The sequence below is a fragment of the Cupriavidus sp. Agwp_2 genome (genome assembly GCF_040784895.1).
GTDB lineage: Bacteria > Pseudomonadota > Gammaproteobacteria > Burkholderiales > Burkholderiaceae > Cupriavidus.
In genome coordinates this window covers 2,582,701-2,600,794 of record NZ_CP088084.1, presented here as the reverse complement: position 1 = coordinate 2,600,794, position 18,094 = coordinate 2,582,701, and the positions used below count along the sequence as shown (strand labels likewise).

Below are 18,094 nucleotides of genomic sequence, written 5' to 3'. Positions count from 1 at the left end.
AGAGGGGAGAAAACCAGCGCGGATGGAAGGCTGTGAGCGCTCAGAACTTATGCCTGACCCCCGCCATCACTCCCACCCGCGTCTTGTTCCCATACGTATTCCCGCTGTTCACAAACGCCGCGCCGCTATTGAGCGCAATCCACTGGCCCTGCAGGTGGGTGTAGTCCACCTCCACATACACGTCGGTACGCTTGCTGAAGTTGTAATCCAGCATGCCCGCCGTGGTCAGCCGCTTGCCGCCCTGCCCCGCGTGCCGCAGCCAGTCATACTGGAACGTGCCGATAAACGCCAGCGCATCCGTCAGGTTGTAGCGCGTGCCGACATAGCCCACGTTGTTGCGGTAGTCCGCCACGTCGAGCCGGTTGTTGGTATAGCCCAGGTAGTATTGCGAGCGCGCTGCCTTCCACGTCCCGCCCACGCCCCACACCGTCTGCTTGCTCGCCTGCGCCGCCGGCACCGCGCCGAAAAAGGCCGAGGTGACGTTCTGCGTCTGCTGGTAGACCGCGCCGATCTCCAGCGGCCCCGAGCTGTAGACCAGCGACCCGGCCGCGGCCGAATTGGTCTTCATGCTGCCCGGCACTTCGCCGAAGGTGTAGGCCGCGGCCACCTGCAGGCCGCCAAAGCTCTTGATGTACTTGAGCGTGTTGTCGTAGCGCAGCCCCGTGTAGTTGCCGCCCTGGTAGCCGACGATCGAGTTGTTGGCAAAGGCCATCGCCTCGTACGACGACAGCACTTCATGCGCCAGCGTGTATTGGCGGCCGAGTGCGAGCTTGCCGTAAGGACCGTCGAAGCCGACCACAGCGGTACGCCCGAACAGCCGCCCGCCCTGCTGGCTGGTTCCGGTGTCGGGCGAGAAGCCCGACTCCAGGATGAACCACGCCTTGCCGCCGCCGCCGATATCCTCGGTGCCGCGGATGCCCCAGCGGCTGCCGGTCAGCACGCCGTCGGTCATCTGCGTGCGGCTGTGGCCGGCCGCGTCTTCGTTGGTGCTGTAGCGGATGGTGGTATCGAGCAGGCCGTAGAGCGTGACGCCACCGGAAGTCTGGGCGACAGCGGGCATGCTGCCCGCGCCCAGCGCGAGCAGCGCAATGAATCGTTTGTGCATCGGAGTGTTGTCCCGGTCTTTGTTGTCGTCTCGCGGCACAAGCCGTGCCGGCGAGGGATTGTTGTCAGACAGCCTCAGGCACCTTGCGCGGGGCGAGGAAGAACAGCCACGTCAGCGCGATGAAGTAAGCGCACGGGATCATCGTGAACAGCACCGCGTAGTTGTTGTTGGTCACGGTCAGCACGTAGCCCACCAGCTGCGTCATGAACATGCCGCCGATCGCGCCGATCATCCCGCCGAAGCCGAACACCGAGCTGACCACGTGCTTGGGCGTGTAGTCCATCACCATGCTCCAGATATTGGCGGTCCACGCCTGGTGCGCGCCGATCGCCACCGAGATCGCGGCCACGGCCATCCACAGGCTGCTGGCGCCGGCGGCCATCACCACCGAGACGATGCACACGGCAAAGACCAGCATCGACAGCAGGCGCGCCCGCACCGCGGGCATGCCGCGCGCGATCAGCCACGACGACAGCGCGCCCCCGCCCACGCTGCCCACGTCGGCGCACAGGTAAATCACGATCAGCGGAATGCCCATCTGCGTCACGCTGATGCCAAGCTGGTATTGCTGGTTGAGGAACGGCGGCAGCCAGTACAGGTAGAACCAGAACACCGGCGCGGTAATGGCGTAGGCCAGTGCAAAGGCCCAGGTGCCGCGCATGCGCAGGATCTGCGTGTAGCGGATGCGCTGGGCCGGCGGATCGATGTCGCGGGTAACGTGCGCCAGTTCCGCGTCGGTGACGGTCGGGTGCTGCTCCGGGTTGTGGTAGCGCGCGAACCAGAACGCCAGCCAGATCGCGCCCAGCGAGGCGATCACCAGGAACGCGGCCTGCCAGCCCCAGGCCTGCAGGATCAGCGGCAGCATGATCGGCGTCAGCATCGCGCCGACGTTGGTGCCGGCATTGAAGATGCCGGTGGCGATGGCGCGCTCGCTGGCCGGGAACCAGATGCGCGTAGTTTTGACGCACGCCGGGTAGTTGGCGGCCTCCGACAAGCCGAGGAAGAAGCGGCAGATCATGAAGCCGACCGCCGACGCCGCGAACGCATGCGCGCCGCAGGCAATGCTCCACAGCAGCACCGCCAGCGCGAAGGCGCGCTTGACGCCCACCAGGTCGATAAAGCGGCCCTGCAGCGCAAAGCCGATGGCATAGCCGACCTGGAACCAGAAGTTGATATTGGCGTAGTCCTGCGCGGTCCAGGCCATGGCCTTGGCCAGCACCGGCTGCAGCACGCCCAGCGCGGCGCGGTCGACGTAGTTCAGCGTGGTCGCGAAGAACACCAGCGCCAGCATGCCCCAGCGCACCTTGCCGAAGGCAAAGGCGGCGCGCACCTTGTCGCCGATCGAGTTGCCGAATGACGCGGCCGCCGGCAGCTCCTTGTGAGTCGTTGTCATGTTGTCTGTCTCCACCAATGGATAGGAAGTCTTCTTTGCCGGCGTGCCTTTTTGTGGTGGCCCGCGCGCGGCTTGAGGCAAGGGCTTGCGCCCCTGCCCGTCAATGCGTCAGTACCGGATCTGCGCCACCTCGCGCAGGGCGTCGGGCGTGGCCGTGCCGTACCCGAAAAACTCCAGGTAGGCAGGGATCATCTCGAACAGCATGTCCGTGCCCACCTGCACCTTGCAGCCGCGGGCCAGCGCGGCCTGCAGCAGCGGCGTGTATTCCTGCTTCATCACCACCTCGCCGACCATGGCGCCGGGGGCGATGCGCGCCACGTCGAACGGCAGCGGGTCGCCGGGCTGCATGCCCAGCGGCGTGGCATTGACCACCACGTCGAAGCCATCCGGGTCCGCGGAGCCGGTGCTGACGCGCAGCGCCGGGTAGTGCGCGGCAAGGCGCTCCGCCAGGGCGCGCGCGGCTGCCTCGCGGGCATCGAACAGCGCCAGCTCGGCTACGCCGGCCGCCGCCAGCGAGGCGGCGATCGCGCTGCCCACCCCGCCGCTGCCCGACACGATGGCGCGCGCGCCTTCGAGGCCGCAGCCCTTGCGCCGGATGCCACGCACGAAGCCCTCGCCGTCAAATTGGTCGCCGACCAGCGTGCCGTCGTCGCGCCGCAGCACGGCGTTGCAGGCGCCGGCGATGCGCGCGGCGGGCGTGAGTTCGTCCACCAGCTCCACGGTGGCGACCTTGTGCGGCATGGTCACCAGCGCGCCGCGGATATTGGTCATGCGGAACAGCGCGGGGAACACCGTGGCGTAGTCGTCCGGCTTGATCCCCATCGGGATCACGGCGGCGTCGATGCCCTGCCGGTCGAACCAGGGGTTGTAGATCATCGGCGCCTTGAACGATTCCGTCGGATAGCCGATGTGGGGGATTAGCATGGTCTTGCCGTGGATCATGATGTGCCTGGGTTCCGGTAATTCGCGCTTCCCGGACTCCGGCATGCGTGGCCGCTGGGGTGGGCCTGGCAGAGAGACGGGGGCGCGTCGTTGACCGGAGATTAGTGGTCGCCCGGCACTCAGCCAACGGTCTTATCTATCACTTTGCGCGATTAGTGAACGCATGTGCGCGATCAAGGCGCCGAATGCGGGTTTCTACGAGTCCGTTGCGAAGGGGGCAACGCGCGGGGAGCCGCGGCGCCGTTGCTACTATCGGTCGTCGCCGCAAGGCCCGCACCACCCCCGCAATGCCCAGACAGGAGCCATGACCATGAGCGCCGCACACGACACTTCCCCGCGCGCGGAGGATGCCCAACCGTGGGACAACCCGCTCGGCATCCGAGGCTATGAGTTCATCGAGTTCGCGTCGCCCGACCCGGCCGCGCTGGGCCGGACGCTGGAACGGCTCGGCTTCGCCGCCATCGCACGGCATCGGCACAAGGCGGTGAAGCTGTACCGGCAGGGCGAGATGAATTTCATTGTCGACGCCGAGCCGGACTCGTTCGCCACGCGCTATGCGGCGCGTTATGGCTTGTCGATCTGTGCGATCGGGATTCGTGTCGACGATGCGGCGGTGGCGTTCGCGCGGGCGCTGGAGGCTGGCGCATGGCCGTTCGAGGGTGGCACGGTGGGGCCGATGGAACTGAATATTCCCGCCGTCCAGGGGATCGGACAGTCGGTCCTGTACTTCATCGACCGCTGGCGAGGGAAAGAGGGGCGGCCGGGCGATGTGGGGGATATCTCGATCTACGACGTGGATTTCCGGCCGCTGCCGCCCGCCGGCGACATGTCCGACGCCGGCCTTCTCCGCGTCGACCACCTGACCCAGGCAGTCGATCCCGGCCACCTCGAAGAATGGCTGGAGTTCTACCGCAAGGTGCTGGGGTTCCGGGAACAGCGCAGCGGCGGCGCGTCACACGCGCTGGTATCGCCATGCGGCAGCATCCGTATCCCGCTGTACGAAAAGGGAACGCCGCGGCACGACCAGATGCGGCATTACCTGTCAGATCAGCACGGCGAAGGCATTCAGCACATTGCACTGGCCAGTGAGGACATCCTTGCCAGCGCCGCGGCACTGGCCGGCCGTGGCGTGCAGTTCGTGCAGCCGCCGCCGGCTTACTACGATTCCGTGCCTGCGCGCGTGCCGGGCCATGGGCTGGACCTGGCCGCCCTGCAACGCTACGGCATCCTGGTCGACGGCACCGGCCCTCGCGAGCGCTTCCAGCAAGCCTTCCTGAAACGCGAGGCGGGCGAGTTTTTCTTCGAGGTCGTCCAGCGTGACGGTCACCAGGGTTTCGGCGAGGGCAACCTGCCGGTACTGGAAGCGCTGTCGACACGCTGACCCCCTGCGCCGCCTAGGCGCGGCCCCCTCCTTCCTGCTTTCCCCCTGCGCCGGCCCTGTGCCGGCGTTGTCTTTGCCTCCCTCCCTTGCCGCTGCCAACGCCACTAGTGCCTCACAAGGCGCTTAGCATCGCATTTCGTCTCATTTTTTTGCTCAATTCATTCCGTAAACCAAAACTTCTTATTGACGTCGGCCGATCTTCCGCCTACATTTCGACCAACGCATCAATTTTCCGGAACGGACTGTTCCACTTTATAAGACCCCAACCAGGAGACACCCGCCATGCGCGACCTCGAAACCACCAAGCAGCCCGCCGTTTCCGGTGGCTCGGCCGCAGCGAAAGACAGCCAGGTTCCGGCTGGCCCGCAGACCATGACCCCGTCCGAAGCCTTCGTCGAGACGATGGCCGCCAACGGCGTGACCGACATGTTCGGCATCATGGGCTCGGCCTTCATGGACGCGATGGACATCTTCGCCCCGGCCGGCATCCGCCTGATCCCGGTGGTGCACGAGCAAGGCGCCGGCCACATGGCCGACGGCTACGCCCGTGTGTCGGGCCGCCATGGCGTGGTGATCGGCCAGAACGGCCCCGGCATCTCCAACTGCGTGACCTCGATCGCCGCTGCCTACTGGGCCCACAGCCCGGTGGTGATCGTCACCCCCGAAGCCGGCACCATGGGCATCGGCCTGGGCGGCTTCCAGGAAGCCAACCAGCTGCCGATGTTCCAGGAGTTCACCAAGTACCAGGGGCACGTCACCAACCCGGCGCGCATGGCCGAATTCACCGCGCGCTGCTTCGACCGCGCCATGTCGGAAATGGGCCCGACCCAGCTGAACATCCCGCGCGACCACTTCTACGGCAAGATCACCGCCGAGATCCCGCAGCCGCGCCGCCTCGACCGTGGCCCCGGCGGCGATGAAAGCCTGAATGAAGCCGCCGAGCTGCTGGCCAACGCCAAATTCCCGGTGATCATCTCGGGCGGCGGCGTGGTCATGGCCGATGCGATCGAGGAATGCAAGGCACTGGCCGAGCGCCTGGGCGCGCCGGTGGTCAACAGCTACCTGCACAACGACTCGTTCCCCGCCAGCCACCCACTGTGGTGCGGCCCGCTGGGCTACCAGGGCTCGAAGGCCGCGATGAAGCTGATCTCGCGCGCCGACGTGGTGATCGCGCTGGGCTCGCGCCTGGGGCCGTTCGGCACGCTGCCGCAGCACGGCATGGACTACTGGCCGAAAAACGCCAGGATCATCCAGATCGATGCCGACCACAAGATGCTGGGCCTGGTGAAGAAGATCTCGGTGGGCATCTGCGGCGACGCCAAGGCTGCCGCCATCGCGCTGACCCAGCGCCTGGCCGGCCGCACGCTGGCCTGCGACGCCACCCGCGACGCACGCGCCACCGACATCAGCAATGAAAAGGCAGCGTGGGAGAAGGAGCTGGACGACTGGACGCACGAGCGCGACCCGTACAGCCTGGACATGATCGAAGAGCAGAAGCAGGAGCGCACGCCCAACGGCGGCCACTACCTGCACCCGCGCCAGGTGCTGCGCGAGCTGGAAAAGGCCATGCCGGAAGATGTGATGGTGTCCACCGACATCGGCAACATCAACTCGGTGGCCAACAGCTACCTGCGCTTCGAAAAGCCGCGCAGCTTCTTTGCGGCGATGAGCTGGGGCAACTGCGGCTACGCCTTCCCGACCATCATCGGCGCCAAGGTCGCGGCCCCGCATCGCCCGGCCGTGTCGTACGCCGGTGACGGCGCCTGGGGCATGAGCCTGATGGAAACCATGACCTGCGTGCGCCACAACATTCCGGTGACCGCGGTGGTGTTCCACAACCGCCAGTGGGGCGCGGAGAAGAAGAACCAGGTGGACTTCTACAACCGCCGCTTCGTCGCGGGCGAGCTCGACAACCAGAGCTTCGCCGAGATCGCCAAGGCGATGGGCGCGGAAGGCATCGTGGTGGACCGCCTGGAAGACGTGGGCCCGGCACTGAAGCGCGCCATCGACCTGCAGATGAACCACGGCAAGACCACGATCATCGAGATCATGTGCACGCGTGAACTGGGCGACCCGTTCCGCCGCGATGCGCTGTCGAAGCCGGTGCGTCACCTGGACAAGTACAAGGACTACGTCTGATCGCCGCGTGCTCCCTCTCCCGCACGCGGGAGAGGGCTGGGGAGAGGGCCGGTGCTGCCACGAAGTGAAGCGCTTCAGCATAGCGACGGCCCGCCCTCTCGCCCTGCCCCTCTCCCGCACGCGGGAGAGGGGAGAACACCAAGGGCATAGCGCGAGTCGCTGGCCCTTTTTTCAGTTTTACCGAGCCAACCACCATGAAACCCATCCTCCGCATCATCGACCGCGCCCGCGCCGCCCCCCGCCGCATCGTGCTGTGCGAGGCCGAAGACCCGCGCATCCTGCAGGCCGCGCAGCGTGCCACGCAGGAAGGCATCGCCCGCATCGTGCTGGTCGGCAATCCGCGCCAGATCAACGCCGCCGCTGCCATCCACGGCATCGCGCTGGACGGCATCACGCTGGTCGATCCGTCCACCTCCGCGCTGACGCCTTCGTTTGCGCAGCAGCTCTACGCATTGCGCCAGAAGAAGGGCATGACGCTGGACGAAGCCAGGCGCGCGGTGCTCGACCCGCTGTGCTACGCCAACCTGATGGTGCGCCTCGGCCATGCCGACGGCTCGGTCGCGGGGGCGGAACACACCACCGCCGACGTGGTGCGCAACGCGATCCAGCTGATCGGGCTGGCACCCGGCTTCCGGCTGGTGTCGAGCTTCTTCCTGATGATGCTGTGCGAGCCCTTTCACACGCTCAAGGGCGGGCTGATCTTCTCCGACTGCGGGCTGGTGGTGAATCCCGATGCGGAAGAGCTGTCGGAGATCGCCATGGCCGCCGCCGACAGCGCCCGCGCCCTGCTGAACGACGAGCCGCGCGTGGCGATGCTGTCGTTCTCGACCAGCGGCAGCGCGCATCACGCCGCCGTGGACAAGGTGGTGGCCGCGACCGAGCGCGTGCGCGCGCAGCGCCCCGGCCTGGCCATCGATGGCGACGTGCAGCTCGATGCCGCCATCGTCGCCGAGATCGCCGCGCGCAAGGTCGCGCATTCGCGGGTCAATGGCCGCGCCAACGTGCTGGTGTTCCCCAACCTGGAGTCCGGCAATATCGGCTACAAGCTGGCCGAGCGCGTCGGCGGCGCCAAGGCCATCGGGCCGATGCTGCAAGGGCTGAGCAAGCCCGCCAACGACCTGTCCCGCGGTTGCAGCGCGGACGATGTGTTCCATGTCATCGCCGTCACCGTGGTCCAGGCGCAAGCCACCGCGGAACAGGGCACCAAAGGCGAGCAGGCGGCGGCATGAAAGCAGAATTGTTGTTGCCGCTGCTGGGGCTGCAGGCCCTGCTCGGCGCCGGTACCTACTTCCAGACAGTGACCGGCTTTGGCCTCGGCATGATCGTGATGGGCGCCACCAGCGGGCTGGGGCTCGCGCCAGTGGCCACCGTTGCGGCCGTGGTCAGCCTGGTGACGCTGGCCAACAGTGCCTGCGCGCTGCCCGGCAAGCTGGAGCATATCGACTGGCGCGCCGTGGGCGCGGCCGCCATCGGCATCCTGCCGTCGGTGCTGGTCGGCGTGCTGGTGCTGGAGTACCTGAGTTCCAGCGCCGCCACGCTGCTGCAGTTGCTGCTGGGCGCGGTGATACTGTATGGCGGACTCAGCGCGGCCTTCCGGCCGGAACCGCTGCCAAGGCGCTCCGGCGATGGCAGCTTCTTCATGAGCGGCGTGTTCGGCGGGCTGCTGAGCGGCATGTTCGGCGTGTCCGGGCCGCCGCTGATCTTCCAGTTCTACCGGCAGCCGATGAAGCCGGTGGAGATCCGCTGCGCGCTGATCCTGGTGTTCACCGTCACGTCCAGCGTGCGCACGTTGTTCTCGGCGTGGCAGGGCCAGCTCGATGCCGCGATCTGGCTGCAGGCCGCACTCGGCGTGCCGGTGGTGGTGATCGCCACGCTGCTGGGCCGGCGCTTTCCGCCGCCGTTCTCGCCGACCACGACGCGGCGCGTCGCGTTCGGCGTGCTGATCGGCATCGGCGTCAGCCTGATGCTGCCGGCGATCTCGGCATGGGTGCGCTAAGTTCGGAAAGTGCGGTAAGTGCGGCAAGGGCGCCGGCAGTGCCCTCCCCACTCGTTCAGGCGACCGTACCCGCCGGTTGCGCCAGCGGTGCGGTCTCTTCCTTCTCCCCGCTGCCCCCGGCCTGCCCCAGGTCCATGCCCGTGGTCTCCGGCAGCAATACCGCGGCAACCACGACCATGGCATAGCCGACTCCGGCCACGATGGCGATCGCGGTCGGCAGCGAAGTGTGCCCCGTACTCAGCCACCCGACCGACAGCGGGAACAGCGAGCCGATCACACGGCCGGCGTTGTACGAGACGCCATACCCCGTCGCGCGGATATCGTTGGGATACGACTCGGAGATGGTGGCGCCGATGCCGGCGAACACGCCCTGCATCAGCACCCCCAGCGGGAATCCCAGGAACAGCATCGACGTGTTCGACACCGGGATCACCATGTAGACCAGCGCGGCCACGAATGCCCCCGCCGCGAATACGATGTAGGTCAGCCGCCGGCCCCAGCGGTCAGTGGCGTAGGCCCCCGCCACGTAGCCGATCAATGAGCCGATGATGGTGACCGCCAGGTAGGAACTGGTGCCAAATACGGACAGGCCACGCTCGGTCTTGAGGAAGGTCGGCAGCCACGTGGCGATGGCGTAGTACGCCCCCAGCATGCCGCCGGAAAGCAGGCTGCACAGCAGCGTCTTCGCCAGCAGCGGCCCGCGGAACAGGCGGCCGAGCCCGGACAGCGCCGAGCCCTGCCTGCCCGCCGCGCGGCTCTTCAGGAAAATCTCCGGCTCCTCCAGGTTGCGGCGCAGGTAGATCACCACCAGCGCCGGCAGGATGCCGAGGAAGAAGCAGACGCGCCATGCCGTCTCCGCCGGCAGCACGCTGAACGTGATCGCGTACACGATCGCCGCCGCGCCCCAGCCGAAGGAATAGCTGCTGGCGGTAAAGCCCGAGTATTTGCCGCGGTGCGCCGGGTTGCGGATCATCTCCGTCACCAGCACCATGCACAGCGACGACTCGCCGCCAAACCCCAGCCCCTGGATCATGCGGAACAGCATCAGCTGCTCCGGCGACTGCGCCAGCCCGCACAGGAAGCAGGCGCCGGCGAACACGATGATGGTCCAGCGCAGCACGCGCACACGGCCGTAGCGGTCGGCCAGGATACCCGCGCCGATCGCGCCGACCAGCGACGACACCAGCGTCCACGTGACGATCGCGCCCGCCGTGGATTTGCTCATGCCCCACTGCCCCAGCAGCGTGGAAATGAGGAAGGAATAGATCATGAAGTCGAACACGTCGACGGCATGCCCCAGGAACGCGCCATAGAAACCCTTGCGCTCCATGCGCGACAAATCACGGAACCAATCGAACATGATCCCTCCCCTGTGGTGTGTGATGTGATTGTTGTGGTGTGGTTAGTCGTGGTGGTCCGCTGGCCGGGCGGCAGGCCGCGGCGGCGGCCGGCAGGCATGGCCCGCTTCCTCCAGCAGGCCGGCAAAACGCAAGGCAGTGAGATCCTGGTAGCGGCCGGCGACGATCTGCACGCCGACCGGCAGGCCGCTGGTGCCCGGCCCGATCGGCGCGACCGCCGAAGGCAGGCCGCACACGCCGGAATGGCCGGCCCAGAACAGCTGCGTGGTCATAGGCTGCGGGCGGCCGTTGACGGTGATGGTGCGCTGCCAGGGCTCGCCCGCCTCGTTCAGCGGAAATGCCGTGGTGGCGGCGGCCGGGCATAGCAGCACGTCGTAGCCGGTGAAGAAGCTGCGCCAGGCGGCGGCAAAGCGTTCGCGCGCAACCTGCAGGCGCAACCAGTCGCGATGGCTCAGCGTCGCGCCGGTGTACTGCAGGGTCGCATAGTCATCGTCGCCAGCCGCGGCGGTGGCGCTGCGGGCCAGCGCATCGGCGAAGGCGGCGTCGTCCATGTGCACCGAGGTGGTGGCGCGCAGCAGCGTCACGTAGACGTGCCATAGCTCGCCGGCGTCGAAGTCCGGCCGCACGTGCCAGTCGACGCGGGCGCCCTTGCCGGCCAGCCAGTGCCCAAGCTGTTCGATCTGCACGGCGACCTCGCCGTCGGCTTCCGCCTGGGCGTGGGTGGGCAGCACGGCGACACGGAAATCGGAAAGCTGGCGATGCGGGCATTCCGGCAACTGCAGCCGGTATGGGAACGCCTCGTCACCGGCCGGGCCCGCGATCGTGCGCAGCACCAGTTCCAGGTCCCGTGCGCTACGGGCCAGCGGGCCGGCGACATTGACGTCCTGTTCCCCGAAGCGCGCCGCGCCGGTGCCATGGCCCGCCAGCGGCACCAGCCCGTGGCTGGGCTTGAGCGAGAAGATGCCGCAGTAATGCGCCGGATTGCGCAGCGAGGAACCGATGTCGGAGCCCACGTCGAAGAACGACAGGCCCGCGCAGACCGCCGCGGCGCTGCCGCCGGACGAGCCGCCCGGCGTGCGGGACGGATCGTGCGGGTTGCGGGTCGTGCCGTAGATGGCGTTGTAGCTCTGCCAGTCGCGCAGGCCGAGCGGCACGTTGGTCTTGCCGAGCAGGATCGCGCCGGCATCGCGCAGCCGTTGCACCACCACGGCATCGCGCTGGGCTGCGTGCCCGCGCAAGGCGGGATTGCCGCAGGTGGTCGGCCAGCCGGCGACGTCGAAAGATTCCTTGACCGAGAACGGCACGCCGTCCAGGACGCCGCGTGCCTGCCCGGCGCGACGGCGCCGGTCGCTGTCGCGGGCCGCGGCGCGCGCGGCGCTGAAATCCGACAGCACCAATGCATTGATGATCCCGTGCCATGCCTGCCAGGCCGCCTCGCAGGCGTCCACCAGGTCCACCGAGGAAACCGCGCCGCTGCCGAGCCGTTGTGCCATCTCCCACAGCGGCGGAAAGCCGCCAGTCGTCCAGTCGGGCAGGTTCACATCGGCTCCTTGTCGTTATCCGCGCGGTTCAGGCACGGTGGGGGCGTATGAGGGGCTCAGGAGGTACTGCGGTTGCGTTGGTATACTATATTCCGTTTCACGCGCAGTGCAAGACTAATGTGCGTGCGGGCACCGCGCTGGCAGCGCAAGACCGATCGATTATGCGGGAGAGGCGGCTCGCAGGACGCGTGCCACGGGGATGGAAAGAGCGGCGCGATGCGCCGCCCGGTCATTCAGGTGGGATCAGCAGTGGCCACGGCGCGGCGCATGGCCGCCCAGCGCCTGGATGAAACGGCCGATATCGCGCAGGCGCAGCGGCATCAGGGGCGAGGCGTGGCGCACGGCGTCACGCGTTGCAAAGTGGCGCAGCAGCTGCTGGCCGACGGGTTGCGAAAGATAGCGTTGCTCGGGCGACAGCATGGTAAATCCCAATTGACCTTGAATGCCTACAGTATACACATTCTTGGTGCGGTGCGTCATCCGAGGGCACGCAATGCCCTGTTGCCGGGCATGCAATGGCAACGCGGGATTCGGGAAATATCGGCGGGAAATCTCAGCCGGCCACGGGCATGGGGCGGCGGGTCGCCGCCTTCGCTCAGGCCGCCTGCGCCGTGCCGTGCCCGTCCACCGGCAGGTCGGCCGCCTTGGCGGCGCTGTAGACATGGCGCGCGGCCAGCAGCGCGGCAAGGTCGGCGTCGCCGGCGATCACGGCTTGCAGGATCTGGGCGTGCTCGTCCCAGTTCTGGCGCGCCCGCACCACGTTGGCCGGGCCGAACAGCACCGCGGTGCGCTCGCGCAGCGAGCGCATCATTTCCTGCAGCACGCTGTTGGCGGCGATGGTGCCGAGCACCTCATGGAAGCGGGTATTGAGCGCGAGCAGCTCATCCGCGCGGCCCTGTGCGGCGGCCTCCATGCCCTGGCGCAGCACGGTTTCCAGTTCCGCCACCAGCGCCGGATCGCGCCGCTGCGCGGCGAGCTTGGCGTTGAGGCCTTCCAGCGTGGCGCGCACCTCCACCATCTCGCGCGCGATCACCGGCGACAGGCTCGCCACCGTCGCGCCGCGGCGCGGCTCGATCAGCACCAGCCCTTCGCTGGCCAGCGCGCGCAGCGCCTCGCGCACCGGGATGCGCGACACGCCCAGTTCCGCCGACAGCTTGTTTTCCACCAGCCGCTCGCCTGGCGCGTACTTGCCGTTCAGGATGCCCTCGCGCACCTTGTCGGTGACAAGGGCGAACAGCGGCGAGTGGCTGGCACCGAGGCTCAGCGGCTCGGCGGGCGCGGCAGGAGGCGGAGTGAAGGACATGGGTCGGCAGAGGCGTAGGCGGAAAGGCTGGCGTCATTGTATACCAGCCATCCCTGCATCCTGCCATGTCTTAACAAAGGTGCTGGAAGGTAAAGCTGTCCGCGTAGATGTGGTCCGCACTGGCGCCGCGCGCCAGGAAAGCGGCACGGGCGTCACGGATCATGTCGGGCGAGCCGCACAGGTAGATCGCGTGCTCGCTCAGGTCGCCCACGTCGCCCAGGTCGGCCAGCGCCGCGTCATGCACATAGCCGCGCCTGCCCTGCCAGTCAGCCCCGGCGCGCGACAGCACCGGGACGTACCGGAAGTCATAGAGCCGTTCGCCCCATGCCGGGATATCGCCGTGCAGGTACAGGTCTTGCGCCTGCCGCATGCCCCAGTACAGCGACACCGGCGGGCAGTCGGGATCGCCCATCAGCGATTCCAGGATCGCCTTGATCGGCGCCAGCCCGGTGCCGGTGGCCACCATCAGCAGCGGCCGGTAATCCCGGGCGCGATAGAAGAAGTTGCCGAGCGGCAGTTCCACGTCGATCGCATCGCCGGCCTTCATGCGCGGCAGGATGCCATCGGTAAAGGCGCCGCCCGGAATGCGCCGCACGTGCAGGTCGACGCGCCCGTCCCGCGGCACCGATGCCATCGAGAAGCTGCGCGCGAGCCCGTCGGCACTCAACAGCTTCAGGTACTGGCCGGGGCGATAGTCCAGCGCGCCCGCGTCCGGCACCTCCAGTTCGACATGCATGACGTCCGCCGACAGCGCGCGCACCGCCTGCACCACCGCTCGGTGCCGCGCGGGCCCGGCGCAGGCCTCGTCCTCGCGTGCGGTGCTGATGACGAGGTCTGCCAGCGGCTGCGCCTGGCAAGCCAGGGCGTAGCCGGCGGCGGCTTCGTCCGGCGCCAGTCCAAACGGCTCCTCGTCGTAGCGCACCTGCCCGTCGAGCAGGCGGATGCGGCAGGTGCCGCAACCGCCCAGCTGGCAATCGTGCGGCAAGGCGATGCTGGCCCGCCCGGCGGCCTGCAACAGGGTCTCGCCGCGTTCGACGAAAAAGACCTGCTGCGTTTCGGCGATCTGGATGCGGTACGACATGGAACCTCCTACTTCTTGATATCGGCCTGCACCAGCACCTTCAGGTCCTGCGGCGCCAGCAGTTCGGCCAGCGCCTGCAGCGCCGCCAGCCCGGCCTGCGTGTCCTGCTCGCCGTTGCCACCGGACAGGCCGATGCCGCCGATCACCTCGTCGTTGACCACGATCGGGAAGCCGCCGACGAACGCGGCGAACTTGCCCTCGAAGCTCCACTGGATGCCAAAGGCCTCGTTGCCCGGCAGCGCCGGCCCGTTGGGCGGCGTGGTGAACAGGTGGGTGGAGCGCTTGTGGCCCGCGGCAGTGAAGGCCTTGTTCCATGCGATCTGCGGCCCGGTAATGCGGGCGCCGTCCATGCGTTCGAGCGCGAGCGGGTAGCCGCCCTCGTCGACCACGCAGATCGACTCCAGCACGCCGATTTCCTCCGAGCGCCGGATCGCGGCGGCAACCATGTGGCGCGCTTCGCGCAGTTCCAGCTTGATGGCTTTCTTCATGTCTGTGACTCCTTGCGACGGCCGGGCTCAGGCGCCCCGGTAGACCGTCTTGACCTGCGTATAGAACTCCAGCCCGGTGCGGCCCGACTCGCGGAAGGTCGAGGTGCTCGACCGCTTGACCCCGCCGAACGGCGCGTTGACCAGGTTGCCGGTGGTGGTGCGGTTGATCTTGACCGTGCCCGCCTCGATGTCCGTGGCGAAGTGGTGGATGTAGCGCGGGTTGCTGGTGACAATGGCCGCGGCCAGTCCATACTCGGTGTCGTTGGCCTTGGCGATGGCATCGGCGTAGCCGGTGAAGCCGATGATGGCGATCACCGGGCCGAAGATCTCCTCGCGCGCGATCCGCATGGGTTGCGTCACGTCGGTGAATACCGTCGGTGCAACGTAGTAGCCCTTGTCATAGTCGCCGCCGGTCAGGCGCGCGCCGCCGCACAGCAGCGTTGCCTCGGACTTGCCGATGTCGATGTAGCGCAGCACCGTTTCCAGCTGCTTGTGCGAGGCCAGCGGCCCGAGATCCATGCCCGGCGTCATGCCGCTGCCGATCTTGAGCGTGGCGACCTTCGCCAGCAGGCGCTCGGTGTATGCCGCCTTGACGGATTCGGCCACCAGCACGCGGCTGGTGCCGGTGCACGCCTGCCCCGACAGCGAGAAGCCACCCTTGATGGTCAGGTCGACGGCGCGATCGAGGTCGGCGTCTTCCATCACGATCAGCGGGTTCTTGCCGCCCAGTTCCATCTGCGTGCGCGTGGTCAGCGGCGCCGCGCGGTGGATCTGCTCGCCGGCGCGCGACGAGCCGGTGAACGAGATCGCGCGCACGGCCGGCGCCTCGGTGATGGTGGCGCCAATCTCCGCGGCGCTGCCAGTGATGAAGTTCAGCACGCCCTTGGGCAGGCCGGCCCTGATCAATGCCTCGGCCAGCCGATAGCCCGACAGCGGCGCCTCGGACGACGGCTTGAACACCACCGTGTTGCCGGTCACCAGCGCCGGCGCGATCTTGCGCGCGGGGATCGATACCGGGAAATTCCACGGCGCGATCACCGTCACCACGCCCAGCGGCTCGCGCTGGCTGTAGACGAGCTGGTCGGGATCGTCGTTGGGAAACACCTCGCCGGTGAAGGTCTGCCCTTCCACGGCGTAGAAGCGCAGCGTCTGGGCCGAGCGCAGCACCTCGTCGCGCGCCAGCGCCAGCGCTTTGCCTTCCTCGCGGGTCAGCTCGGCGGCAATGCTGTCGGCGTTGGCTTCCAGGTGCTCCGCTGCGCGGTTGAGGATGGCGGCGCGCTTGCCGACCGGCGTTTTCTTCCAGCCGGCAAATGCCGCCGCCGCGGCAGCCACGGCCGCCTGCGCGTCCACCGCGGACGACGCCTGGAAGCGGCCCACGAGGTCGGCGCTGTCGGCCGGGCTGACGTTGTCGAAGGTGCGGCCCGACTGGCAGGCCGTCCATTCGCCGTCGATATGGTTCAGGAATACGGTCATCGTCGATCCCGTTGCGTGGCGGCGCTCAGGCGGCCATGTCGAGTTCGGGCAGCGGCAGCTCCTTCTCGACGTAGTCGTGGTAGAGCGCGGTCGTGTACAGCAGCCGCATCTGCGCGCCGATCTCGCAGATCTTCAGGCAGCGCTGCTGCAGCTCCGGCGTGTTGGCGTGCTCCAGCACGATCTGGTAGCCGCGCTCGCCATGGATCTCGTCCGAGACGATATGCAGGTCGAAGAACTCGACCTCCTCGTCGGTGAACTGGTACTTGTCGCGCAGCGTCGGCGTCTGCTTGCGGTAAATCGACGGCACCTGCGACTCCAGCCCGACCACCAGTCCGGCCACTGCCACGATCGGGTCTTCGCGCATGGCCACCGCATAGCACCAGCTCTGCAGGCCGCGCGTGGTGGGCGACATGTTGTCCGGGTCGATCACGCGCTCGCGCGTGGTGCCGCAGGCTTCGGCAAAGCGGATCAGCAGGTCGGTGTGGCGGTCGCCGCCGATCTCTTCCTCGTACATGTTGGCCAGCAGGAAATCCTTGGCTTCGGTATAGCGGTCCGGCGTACGGGCGTAGATGTAGCCGAGGTAATCCGCGAACGGGCCGACGTAGTGATAGTGGTTCTCGGCCCAGCGTGCGAGATGGGCGCGGGTCAGCTTGCCGCTGGCCCAGGCCACGCTGAACGGCGCCTTGTTGGCACTCTTGCCTTTGATGGCTTCTTCGAGGGCGGCACGGAAATCTTCGCGGTTCATCAGTTCGGCCATGACGGGGGCTCCTGGTTGGCGATGTGGGGCGATTCGGTGGGTTGGATGCCGGGGCCGGCTTGCAGACAGAATCGGCCTCGGCATGTTTGTATACTATATACAGTCAGTCAGAGACGACAAGTGCCTTGTTGACTAATCACGTCGGTGTTTACCCGGCGCTGAAGCGAGCGGCGGCGTTCAGGCGGCGCAACGCTCCGCCGAGCCGGCCCCGCCCGCCATGCGCGACCAGGCGAAGCCGGCCAGCGCCACGTCTTCCAGCCCCACGCCGACCGACTTGTAGATCACGATGTCGTCGTCGCGCTGCCTTGCCGACACCTTGCCGAGCACGACCTCAGCCAGTTCCACGATCTTCCCTGCCGGCAGCGCCTGCGGATCGGCCAGCACGATATCGCCGGCCTCGCGGGTGGATTGCTGCCGCCACTCCACCACCACCGCGGCGGCGCGGCGCAGCGCGGCGTCGTCCAGTTCGCGCGTGTGCGGCAGGCTGGAGCCGATGGCTGCCACGAAGGCGCCCGGGCGGATCGACGTGCCGGCGAACAGCGGCGTGGTCGCACGCGAGGCCGTGACGATAATGTCGGCCTCGGCCACCGCGGCATCGGGCTCGGCCAGCGCCACCGGGATGCCGCACTGCGCCGACAGCCGCGCGGGCATGCCGGCGTCCGCATGCGGGTCGGACACCAGGATGCGTTCCAGCCCCAGCGTGGCGCTGAGCTGGCGCGCGTGCTGCACGCCCTGCGTGCCGGCGCCGAACAAAGCCAGCGTGCGCGCGCCGGGACGGGCCAGCCGCTGCGCCGCCAGCGTGGTGCAGGCCGCCGTGCGCAGGCGCGTGATGGCGCCGGCGTCAAAGGAAGCCAACGGCCGGCCGTCGTCGGCCGAGAAGATCAGGATGACAAAGGAGAACTGGCCATTGATGGTGGTGTAGACCTTGGCCCCGGCCACGCCCTGCTGCGGGATGACCGCCCCCAGCGTGGACAGCTTGACGCCGCCGGCCTCGGTGCGGATGCGCTCCTGCATCGCGGCATCGCCACGCCCGAAGCTGGAAAACGCCGCCTCCATGACCTGCCGGGCATCTTCCGGGGTGACGTGGGCATCGATCATCGCGTCTGTGATGTGCTGCATGGGAACTCCGCTGGTTGG

General features: G+C 67.8%; 16 protein-coding genes. 4 read left to right on the top strand and 12 right to left on the bottom strand.

From position 1 onward, the window contains the following. Positions 1-40: 40 nt before the first annotated feature. The 3 genes from LPA45_RS29510 to LPA45_RS29500 all read right to left on the bottom strand — a co-directional run bounded on the left by LPA45_RS29510 (position 41) and on the right by LPA45_RS29500 (position 3,440). A complete protein-coding gene (locus LPA45_RS29510; RefSeq protein ID WP_367395065.1) occupies positions 41-1,105 on the bottom strand; it encodes a porin in 1,065 nt (354 codons plus the stop codon). A gap of 64 nt (positions 1,106-1,169) precedes the next feature. After that, entirely contained in the window at positions 1,170-2,498 is a 1,329-nt protein-coding gene (locus tag LPA45_RS29505) for an MFS transporter (protein WP_367395064.1), read from the bottom strand. A gap of 108 nt (positions 2,499-2,606) precedes the next feature. Continuing rightward, positions 2,607-3,440, bottom strand: coding sequence for a shikimate dehydrogenase (locus LPA45_RS29500; RefSeq protein ID WP_116319580.1), 834 nt, complete (start codon positions 3,438-3,440; stop codon positions 2,607-2,609). A gap of 310 nt (positions 3,441-3,750) precedes the next feature. Here LPA45_RS29500 and LPA45_RS29495 point away from each other — a divergent pair, with 310 nt between their 5' ends. The 4 genes from LPA45_RS29495 (at position 3,751) to LPA45_RS29480 (ending at position 8,956) form a co-directional block, all read left to right on the top strand. Then, positions 3,751-4,821, top strand: coding sequence for a VOC family protein (locus tag LPA45_RS29495; protein WP_317923070.1), 1,071 nt, complete (start codon positions 3,751-3,753; stop codon positions 4,819-4,821). A 372-nt stretch (positions 4,822-5,193) separates the two neighbouring features. Next, positions 5,194-6,960, top strand: a complete 1,767-nt coding sequence (gene xsc / locus LPA45_RS29490; RefSeq protein ID WP_317923073.1) for a sulfoacetaldehyde acetyltransferase — start codon at positions 5,194-5,196, stop codon at positions 6,958-6,960. A 194-nt stretch (positions 6,961-7,154) separates the two neighbouring features. After that, positions 7,155-8,189: a phosphate acetyltransferase gene (gene pta / locus LPA45_RS29485; RefSeq protein WP_317923069.1), complete on the top strand. Its 1,035-nt coding sequence runs from the start codon at positions 7,155-7,157 to the stop codon at positions 8,187-8,189. Further along, a complete protein-coding gene (locus LPA45_RS29480) occupies positions 8,186-8,956 on the top strand; it encodes a sulfite exporter TauE/SafE family protein (RefSeq protein WP_116319577.1) in 771 nt (256 codons plus the stop codon). The genes pta and LPA45_RS29480 overlap by 4 nt, the downstream gene beginning before the upstream one ends. A gap of 55 nt (positions 8,957-9,011) precedes the next feature. Here the strand turns inward: LPA45_RS29480 and LPA45_RS29475 are convergent, their stop codons facing one another. The 9 genes from LPA45_RS29475 to LPA45_RS29435 form a co-directional block, all read right to left on the bottom strand. Next, positions 9,012-10,316 carry an MFS transporter gene (locus tag LPA45_RS29475; RefSeq protein WP_116319576.1) on the bottom strand — a complete coding sequence of 435 codons (1,305 nt, stop codon included), beginning with the start codon at positions 10,314-10,316 and terminating at the stop codon, positions 9,012-9,014. Positions 10,317-10,358: 42 nt separating this feature from the next. Beyond that, positions 10,359-11,807: an amidase gene (locus LPA45_RS29470; protein ID WP_376790683.1), complete on the bottom strand. Its 1,449-nt coding sequence runs from the start codon at positions 11,805-11,807 to the stop codon at positions 10,359-10,361. A gap of 291 nt (positions 11,808-12,098) precedes the next feature. Beyond that, the gene (locus tag LPA45_RS29465; RefSeq protein ID WP_147316210.1) at positions 12,099-12,335 is read right to left on the bottom strand and encodes a hypothetical protein; all 237 of its coding nucleotides are present in this window, start codon (positions 12,333-12,335) and stop codon (positions 12,099-12,101) included. A gap of 115 nt (positions 12,336-12,450) precedes the next feature. Next, positions 12,451-13,158 carry a GntR family transcriptional regulator gene (locus LPA45_RS29460; RefSeq protein WP_116319574.1) on the bottom strand — a complete coding sequence of 236 codons (708 nt, stop codon included), beginning with the start codon at positions 13,156-13,158 and terminating at the stop codon, positions 12,451-12,453. Positions 13,159-13,228: 70 nt separating this feature from the next. Continuing rightward, positions 13,229-14,239, bottom strand: coding sequence for a 2Fe-2S iron-sulfur cluster-binding protein (locus LPA45_RS29455; protein WP_116319573.1), 1,011 nt, complete (start codon positions 14,237-14,239; stop codon positions 13,229-13,231). A gap of 8 nt (positions 14,240-14,247) precedes the next feature. Further along, positions 14,248-14,727, bottom strand: a complete 480-nt coding sequence (locus LPA45_RS29450; RefSeq protein ID WP_013953475.1) for a heme-binding protein — start codon at positions 14,725-14,727, stop codon at positions 14,248-14,250. 27 nt (positions 14,728-14,754) lie between these two features. Continuing rightward, on the bottom strand, positions 14,755-16,200 hold the full coding sequence (locus LPA45_RS29445; protein WP_317923067.1) for an aldehyde dehydrogenase family protein: 1,446 nt from the start codon (positions 16,198-16,200) through the stop codon (positions 14,755-14,757). 25 nt (positions 16,201-16,225) lie between these two features. Further along, positions 16,226-16,957 (bottom strand): TenA family transcriptional regulator, encoded by a 732-nt coding sequence (locus tag LPA45_RS29440; RefSeq protein ID WP_115690573.1) that lies wholly within the window; start codon positions 16,955-16,957, stop codon positions 16,226-16,228. Between the two features lie 177 nt (positions 16,958-17,134). Next, complete coding sequence (locus LPA45_RS29435) at positions 17,135-18,076, bottom strand: ornithine cyclodeaminase family protein (protein ID WP_116319570.1); 942 nt, start codon at positions 18,074-18,076, stop codon at positions 17,135-17,137. Positions 18,077-18,094: the final 18 nt, after the last annotated feature.

Excerpts from the sequence above, each read along its gene's own strand:
- pta (WP_317923069.1), top strand. The coding sequence starts at position 7,155 with ATGAAACCCATCCTCCGCATCATCGACCGCGCCCGCGCCGCCCCCCGC.
- LPA45_RS29470 (WP_376790683.1), bottom strand. The coding sequence starts at position 11,807 with ATGGCACAACGGCTCGGCAGCGGCGCGGTTTCCTCGGTGGACCTGGTG.
- LPA45_RS29435 (WP_116319570.1), bottom strand. The coding sequence starts at position 18,076 with ATGCAGCACATCACAGACGCGATGATCGATGCCCACGTCACCCCGGAA.
- LPA45_RS29450 (WP_013953475.1), bottom strand. The coding sequence starts at position 14,727 with ATGAAGAAAGCCATCAAGCTGGAACTGCGCGAAGCGCGCCACATGGTT.
- LPA45_RS29445 (WP_317923067.1), bottom strand. The coding sequence starts at position 16,200 with ATGACCGTATTCCTGAACCATATCGACGGCGAATGGACGGCCTGCCAG.
- LPA45_RS29455 (WP_116319573.1), bottom strand. The coding sequence starts at position 14,239 with ATGTCGTACCGCATCCAGATCGCCGAAACGCAGCAGGTCTTTTTCGTC.
- LPA45_RS29480 (WP_116319577.1), top strand. The coding sequence starts at position 8,186 with ATGAAAGCAGAATTGTTGTTGCCGCTGCTGGGGCTGCAGGCCCTGCTC.
- xsc (WP_317923073.1), top strand. The coding sequence starts at position 5,194 with ATGACCCCGTCCGAAGCCTTCGTCGAGACGATGGCCGCCAACGGCGTG.
- LPA45_RS29495 (WP_317923070.1), top strand. The coding sequence starts at position 3,751 with ATGAGCGCCGCACACGACACTTCCCCGCGCGCGGAGGATGCCCAACCG.
- LPA45_RS29460 (WP_116319574.1), bottom strand. The coding sequence starts at position 13,158 with ATGTCCTTCACTCCGCCTCCTGCCGCGCCCGCCGAGCCGCTGAGCCTC.
- LPA45_RS29475 (WP_116319576.1), bottom strand. The coding sequence starts at position 10,316 with ATGTTCGATTGGTTCCGTGATTTGTCGCGCATGGAGCGCAAGGGTTTC.
- LPA45_RS29500 (WP_116319580.1), bottom strand. The coding sequence starts at position 3,440 with ATGATCCACGGCAAGACCATGCTAATCCCCCACATCGGCTATCCGACG.
- LPA45_RS29440 (WP_115690573.1), bottom strand. The coding sequence starts at position 16,957 with ATGGCCGAACTGATGAACCGCGAAGATTTCCGTGCCGCCCTCGAAGAA.
- LPA45_RS29465 (WP_147316210.1), bottom strand. The coding sequence starts at position 12,335 with ATGACGCACCGCACCAAGAATGTGTATACTGTAGGCATTCAAGGTCAA.
- LPA45_RS29505 (WP_367395064.1), bottom strand. The coding sequence starts at position 2,498 with ATGACAACGACTCACAAGGAGCTGCCGGCGGCCGCGTCATTCGGCAAC.
- LPA45_RS29510 (WP_367395065.1), bottom strand. The coding sequence starts at position 1,105 with ATGCACAAACGATTCATTGCGCTGCTCGCGCTGGGCGCGGGCAGCATG.